Origin of the sequence: Erwinia sp. (assembly GCF_031978025.1) — a bacterium.
Classification (GTDB): domain Bacteria; phylum Pseudomonadota; class Gammaproteobacteria; order Enterobacterales; family Enterobacteriaceae; genus Erwinia.
In genome coordinates this window covers 1-6,266 of sequence record NZ_DALZCD010000258.1, presented here as the reverse complement: position 1 = coordinate 6,266, position 6,266 = coordinate 1, and the positions used below count along the sequence as shown (strand labels likewise).

The 6,266-nt window shown below is 58.9% G+C and carries 6 protein-coding genes; 3 read left to right on the top strand and 3 right to left on the bottom strand.

The features are described from left to right. On the top strand, positions 1 to 791 hold a 791-nt coding region (crtI, locus tag RTK32_RS17525; protein ID WP_312046218.1), incomplete at its 5' end, for a phytoene desaturase family protein. Next, the gene (gene crtB / locus RTK32_RS17520) at positions 788 to 1,744 is read left to right on the top strand and encodes a 15-cis-phytoene synthase CrtB (RefSeq protein WP_312046216.1); all 957 of its coding nucleotides are present in this window, start codon (positions 788 to 790) and stop codon (positions 1,742 to 1,744) included. The genes crtI and crtB, both read left to right, overlap by 4 nt. Here the strand turns inward: crtB and RTK32_RS17515 are convergent. Together RTK32_RS17515 and ptrR are read right to left on the bottom strand one after the other, a co-directional pair. Then, positions 1,641 to 2,186 carry a sterol desaturase family protein gene (locus tag RTK32_RS17515; RefSeq protein WP_312046220.1) on the bottom strand — a complete coding sequence of 182 codons (546 nt, stop codon included), beginning with the start codon at positions 2,184 to 2,186 and terminating at the stop codon, positions 1,641 to 1,643. The two genes, crtB and RTK32_RS17515, sit on opposite strands and share 104 nt — an antisense overlap. A gap of 47 nt (positions 2,187 to 2,233) precedes the next feature. Continuing rightward, positions 2,234 to 3,097 (bottom strand): putrescine utilization regulator PtrR, encoded by an 864-nt coding sequence (gene ptrR / locus RTK32_RS17510; protein WP_312046214.1) that lies wholly within the window; start codon positions 3,095 to 3,097, stop codon positions 2,234 to 2,236. Positions 3,098 to 3,212: 115 nt separating this feature from the next. Here ptrR and RTK32_RS17505 point away from each other — a divergent pair, with 115 nt between their 5' ends. Then, complete coding sequence (locus RTK32_RS17505) at positions 3,213 to 4,604, top strand: NAD-dependent succinate-semialdehyde dehydrogenase (RefSeq protein WP_312046212.1); 1,392 nt, start codon at positions 3,213 to 3,215, stop codon at positions 4,602 to 4,604. A 1-nt stretch (position 4,605) separates the two neighbouring features. Here RTK32_RS17505 and RTK32_RS17500 read toward each other — a convergent pair. Continuing rightward, positions 4,606 to 6,266: sensor domain-containing phosphodiesterase (locus tag RTK32_RS17500; RefSeq protein WP_312046210.1), on the bottom strand; the 1,661-nt coding region annotated here is incomplete at its 5' end.

The window sequence follows — 6,266 nt, the reverse complement described above, 5'->3', positions numbered from 1 at the left end:
TCCTTGAACTGGGCGGTCAAATGGAGCTGAACACGCCGGTCAAAAAGCTGGAAACGGCAGGCGATCGCATTACGGCAGCCATCACCGCGGACGGCCGACGTATTGAAGTGGCTGCCGTCGCCTCTAATGCTGACGTGGTGCAAACCTACGACAAACTGCTTGGGCATCATCCTCACGGCGCAGCGCAGGCCGCCTCGCTGAAGCGCAAAAGCATGAGTAACTCGCTGTTTGTCATCTATTTTGGCCTGAGCAATCCGCACAGCCAGCTCGCTCACCATACCGTCTGCTTCGGGCCGCGCTATAAAGAGCTGATTGAGGATATTTTTCACCACGACAAGCTGGCGGACGACTTCTCTTTGTATCTGCACTCGCCGTGCATCACCGATCCCACCCTGGCGCCGCCGGGTTGCGGCAGCTTCTATGTGCTGGCTCCGGTGCCTAATTTAGGGACAGCTAATCTGGACTGGGACGTGGAGGGGCCGCGCCTGCGGGATCGCATCTTTGCCTATCTGGAAGAGAATTATATGCCGGGGCTGCGCGAGCAGCTGGTGACGCAACGGATCTTTACCCCGTTTGATTTTCGTGACCAGCTGGATGCACACCTGGGCTCCGCTTTCTCCGTGGAGCCACTGCTGACGCAAAGCGCCTGGTTCCGGCCGCATAACCGCGACAGCAAAATTGATAACCTCTATCTGGTCGGCGCGGGTACTCATCCTGGCGCAGGTATTCCTGGCGTTATCGCTTCCGCGAAAGTGACCGCCAGCCTGATGTTGGAGGACCGGGTACGATGAATGAAGCGTTGCTCAGCCATGCGACGGAAACCATGGCGGCGGGATCGAAAAGTTTCGACACCGCCGCCAAACTGTTCGATCCCGCTACCCGGCGCAGTGCGCTGATGCTTTATGCGTGGTGCCGCCACTGTGATGACGTGATTGACGATCAGCAGCTGGGCTTTCAGGCTGTAGCGGCGCAAAGCACGCCGCTGGAGAGGCTGGAAACCCTGAAGGCCCTGACGCTGCGCGCCTGTGCAGGCGAGCCAATGAGCGATCCCGCTTTTGCCGCGTTTCAGGAAGTGGCGCTGGCCCATGCTATTCCTCAGCAGCAGGCTTTTGACCATCTGGAAGGATACGCGATGGACGTCCGCGGCGATCTTTACCACACGCTGGACGATACGCTGCGCTACTGCTATCACGTAGCGGGCGTAGTTGGCCTGATGATGGCGCGTGTGATGGGCGTACGCGATGAAGCGGTGCTGGATCGCGCCTGCGATTTAGGGTTGGCTTTCCAGCTGACCAATATCGCCCGCGATATCGTCGAGGACGCGGGCAACGGTCGCTGCTATCTGCCGATCGGCTGGCTGGCTGAAGCAGGCCTGACGCTGGAGAACTATGCAGAACCGGCCAGGCGCGAGCAGCTGGCGAAAGTGGCGCAGCGGCTGGTGGCCGCGGCCGAGCCATATTACGCCTCAGCAGAGGCCGGCCTGGCCGGTTTGCAGCTCCGCTCAGCCTGGGCTATCGCCACCGCCCGCGGAGTTTATCGGGAAATCGGCATCAAGGTCGATCGTGCCGGAAGGGAGGCCTGGGATCGCCGCCAGGGCACCAGCAAGGCGGAAAAGCTGGGCCTGCTGGCGGGTGGGGCAGTCAGGGCGCTGGCTTCTCGCGTGAAGCGGAGTGCGCCGCCTCGTTCTGCGGCGTTGTGGCAGCGTCCCGGCGGCCACGGCGGCCATGCCGCTGGCGCAGCGTAGCCTGAAGTTTCGCCACGGGCGGGGCATACAGAAAACCGAAAGAGACGCAGCCTTCCCGCCCGCGCACCGCGTGATGCAGACGATGCGCCATATATAAGCGCTTCAGATAGCCACGACGGGGCACGTAGCGGAAAGGCCAGCGCTGATGCACCAGGCCATCGTGTACCATAAAATAGAGCAGACCATAGGCCGTCATGCCCGCACCAATCCACTGCAGCGGCCAGTAACCGATACTGCCCAGATAAATCAGCACGATAGACAGCACGGCGAACACGGCGGCGTACAGGTCATTAACTTCAAACCATCCTTTGCGCGGCTCATGGTGGGAAAGGTGCCAGCCCCAGCCCCAGCCGTGCATGATATATTTGTGCGCCAGCGCCGCGATAAGCTCCATCGCGGCGACAGTCGCCAGCACAATCAATGTGTTGTACAGCCACAACATAGTTTTTTCCATCCAGTTCCAGGTGGGTTAAGCGTAGTTCAGCGCTATTACTCCTGCACGGCTTCTAACATCTTCACCATCGCCCGCAGATTGGCGGAGCCGCCGCCTTTACGCCAGACCAGCCAGATGGCCAGCTTGCCCTGGTCACCCGCCAGCGGCCAGGCGCGAACGCTCTCCTTGCCGGGCATACTTGCCAGCATACTTTTTGGGATCAGGGCCAACCCGGCCCCGGCGCTCACGCAGGCCACAATCCCGTGGTAGGACTCCATCTCGAAAATCTTGCCGGGCGACGCGTTGTCACGGGCAAACCAGTTCTCGAACAGACGGCGATAGGAACAGTTAGCGCGGAAGGCGTAGATAGTCGCGCCCGAAATTTCTCTGGCACGGGCAATCGGCGGGTGATTCAGTGAGGAGATAAGCACCATCTCTTCATTGAAAACGGGCATGCCTTCCAGCTGGGGATGTTTTGGCGGGCCGTCAATAAAGACCGCGCTGAACTCGCCCGCCAGCAGCCCGTCAGTCATCGCACCGGACGGCCCGGTAGAGAGATCCAGCTCTACCTCGGGCCAGGTCTGATGATAGCGGGCAATCAGCGGCGGCAGCCGGACGGCGGCGGTACTTTCAATTGCGCCCAGGGTAAAAACGCCTGCCGGATGCTGGCTGGAGACGCTAAGGCGCGCCTCCTCCGTTAACGCCAGAATACGGTTGGCGTAATCCAGCAGCGTACGGCCCGCATCGGTAATATGCAGGCGCAGCTTTTCGCGGCTGAACAGCACCGTGCCCAGCTCGTCTTCCAGCTGGCGCAGGCGGGTAGAGATATTAGAGGGAACACGATGCAGCTTACCCGCCGCTGCGGTCACGCTGCCTTCTTCCGCGATAGCGCGGAACACTTCCAGCTGGGTCAGATCCATAAACATTCTCATTTCGAGCAGGATATTTTCATTATTATTCATTTTTCAGGAAGGCATGGCAAGGCTATGATAGCGTCAACATCGCAAAGCGGCCCCGAGGCCGACGGAGAATCTTATGACCACTTCATCTGCAGTTCAGGCGGGCGCCGTATCCCGTAACCCTTTTACCGGCGACATCATTCGTCAGACCCCTTTCGCTACCGCTGCTGAAGTAGAAACGGCGCTGGCACAAACCCACAATGCGTTTCAGCACTGGCGTCACAGTGACGTGGCGGCGCGCAGCGAGCTGCTGTTGAATATGGCGGCAAGCCTGCGTAAACACGCCCGCGCCCTGGCGGAAATGATGACTGACGAAATGGGCAAACCGATAACCCAGAGCCTGGCCGAAGTAGAAAAATGCGTGCGGCTGTGTGAATGGTATGCAGAGCAGGGGCCAGCCATTCTGGCACCCGAAGCCACGCTGGTTGAGAACGAAAAAGCGCACGTTAATTATCTGCCGATTGGCCCGATTCTGGCCGTGATGCCGTGGAACTTTCCCGTCTGGCAGGTGTTACGCGGTGCAGTGCCAATTATCATGGCGGGCAACACTTACCTGCTGAAACCGGCGCCGAGCATTATGGGCAGCGCGCTGCTGCTGCAGTCCGTGCTGGCGGAAGCAGGCGTGCAGCAGGGGCTGTTTAGCGTACTGAACGCAGACAACGATGCTGTGGCGACAATCATCAAAGATCGCCGCATTGCGGCAGTGACGCTGACCGGCAGCGTGCGGGCGGGTGCGGCTATTGCCGCGCTGGCCGGGGCGGCGGTGAAAAAAAGCGTGCTGGAACTGGGCGGTTCAGATGCCTTTATCGTGCTGGCCGATGCTGATATTGATGCTGCGGTGAAAGGTGCCGTGGCGGGCCGTTTTATGAACGGCGGCCAGGTCTGCATGGCAGCGAAGCGCATTATCGTCGAAGAAGCCGTCTTTGCTGAGTTCCGCGACAAGTTTGTGGCGGCGGTTAAAGAACTGGTGGTGGGCGATCCGCGTGACGAAGCGACCTATATCGGCCCGATGGCCCGTTTTGACCTGCGTGACGAGCTGGATTCGCAGGTGCAGGCGACTATCGCCGAAGGCGCAGAGTGCCTGCTGGGCGGCCACGTGATGCAGGGCAAGGCGAACTTTTATGCGCCCACCGTACTGAGTAATGTGAAACCCGGTATGACCAGCTTTAAGCAGGAGCTGTTTGGTCCGGTTGCCTCGCTGATTGTGGCGAGCGATGCGGATGAAGCGATTGCGCTGGCTAACGATTCCGAATTTGGTCTGGGCGGCAGCCTGTGGAGCCGCGATATTGCCCGCGCCCGCAAGCTGGCCGCGAAGGTAGAGACCGGCGGCATGTTTATTAATACGCCAAGCTTCTCTGACCCACGCGTGCCGATCGGTGGCGTTAAGCACAGCGGCTACGGTCGCGAGCTGTCCCATTTTGGCATTCGGGAATTCACCAACGCGCAGACCGTCTGGGCTGAATCCTGATTTAAGACGTTTTACCGCTTTTCAGCCACTGCTCAACCCCTTCCGCCGGAAGGGGTTTACTGCAAAAGTATCCCTGAATTTCATCACAGCCGAATCCGCGCAGCAGCAACAGCGTTTCTTCATCTTCCACGCCCTCCGCCAGCACGGTATAATTTAATTCCTTAAGCATAGTGATCACGTGACGAGCCACGATCTGACTGCCACCGTCGGCCGCAAGCGGGGCGATTAGCGAGCGGTCCAGCTTGATCACGTCCATTGGAATACGTTTCAGATAGTTAATGTTGCTGTAACCGCTGCCGAAATCGTCCAGCGCCAGCGTAAAGCCGCGCAGCTTGAGTTGATTAAGGCCGCGCATCGCCTCCGGGCTTTCCAGCAGCTTTTCCGTTTCCAGGCATTCGATACTCAGTAAATCGCTGGAAAGACTCGCCCGCAGCAGCATTCTTTCGAGCCAGTCGGCAAAACCCTCCCGCGCCAAATCGCTGACGCTGACGTTAACCGACACGGGCAGGTTAATGCCTTTTGTCCGCCAGAGCTTCAGCTGCGCCAGGACGTTGACGATGACCCAGTCAGTGACGCCAGCCATCAGGTTTGTTTGCTCCACCAGCGGCAAAAACTGCATAGGCGGAAGATTACCAAGGCGAGGGTGCTGCCAGCGCAACAGGGCTTCCATGCCTACCGGCAAGCCGCTATGCAATGAAATTTGCGGCTGGTAGACCAGATACAGCCCGCCTTCGCCGCGCAGCGCTTCCGCCAAATCATGCAGCAGTAAGAAGTCCATTTTCCGGCGTTTATCGCTTTCCGGATCGAAAGCGGTATAGGGCAGCTTCTGACCGATAGCTTCGTGCAGCGCGCTAACGCCGCGCCGCAGGACCTCTACTGGCGGGCAGAACGCAGGCGAAAAAGAGACTTCGCCAAGGTGAATAGTCAAGTCGATAGCAATTTCTTCACCTATGCGCGCACGCACCTGGCCAAGCTTTTCGCTCAGCTGTTTCAGCCAGCCAGGGATTCTACCGGCAGAAAGCAGCGCGAAACGGCCTTTGGAGACGGTATAAAGCCTGTCATTGTCCCTGAGCTGCAGGCGCGTTTGCAGCAGAGAGGCGATATTCTGCAGCAGGGCTTCCAGCGCGTACAGGCCCAGCGCGCGGGCGATATCGTAGGCGCGCGACATATCTATACAGTCAATCAGCACCAGACTGTAAGGCTCAAGAGTGCCTGTCTTCTCCAACTGCTCCAGATCGCGAAGCAGGCTCTGGCGGTTAGGCAATAAAGTGACAGCGTCACGCAGGCTGGTGTGATACCAGGCATCCAGCCATGCCGTCATGATCTCTGCCAGCAGCTCCAGCAATTTTACCTGTTCCTCGGTGAAGCTGTGCGGCAGCACGTCGGTAACGCAAAGGGTGCCAACGATAGCTCCATCGCGCATTTTCAGCGGCGCGCCCGCATAAAAGCGGATGAACGGCGCATTCTTTATCAGCGGATGCGCTTTAAATCGCTGGTCCAGATGCGTATCAGGGCAAACCATGACCTGACCGCTGGCCAGCGTATGGCGGCAGAGCGCATCTTCAAAAGAGCTTTGACGCAGTGAAAAATTCCGTGCCGCTTTAATGTATTGCTGATGCTCATTCATAACCGACACGAAGCTGCCGGGGATGCCCAGCAGCT

What these genes read in the sequence shown, in the direction of transcription:
- crtB (WP_312046216.1), top strand. Translation starts at nt 788, where the DNA reads ATGAATGAAGCGTTGCTCAGCCATGCGACGGAAACCATGGCGGCGGGA.
- RTK32_RS17515 (WP_312046220.1), bottom strand. Translation starts at nt 2,186, where the DNA reads ATGTTGTGGCTGTACAACACATTGATTGTGCTGGCGACTGTCGCCGCG.
- ptrR (WP_312046214.1), bottom strand. Translation starts at nt 3,097, where the DNA reads ATGGATCTGACCCAGCTGGAAGTGTTCCGCGCTATCGCGGAAGAAGGC.
- RTK32_RS17505 (WP_312046212.1), top strand. Translation starts at nt 3,213, where the DNA reads ATGACCACTTCATCTGCAGTTCAGGCGGGCGCCGTATCCCGTAACCCT.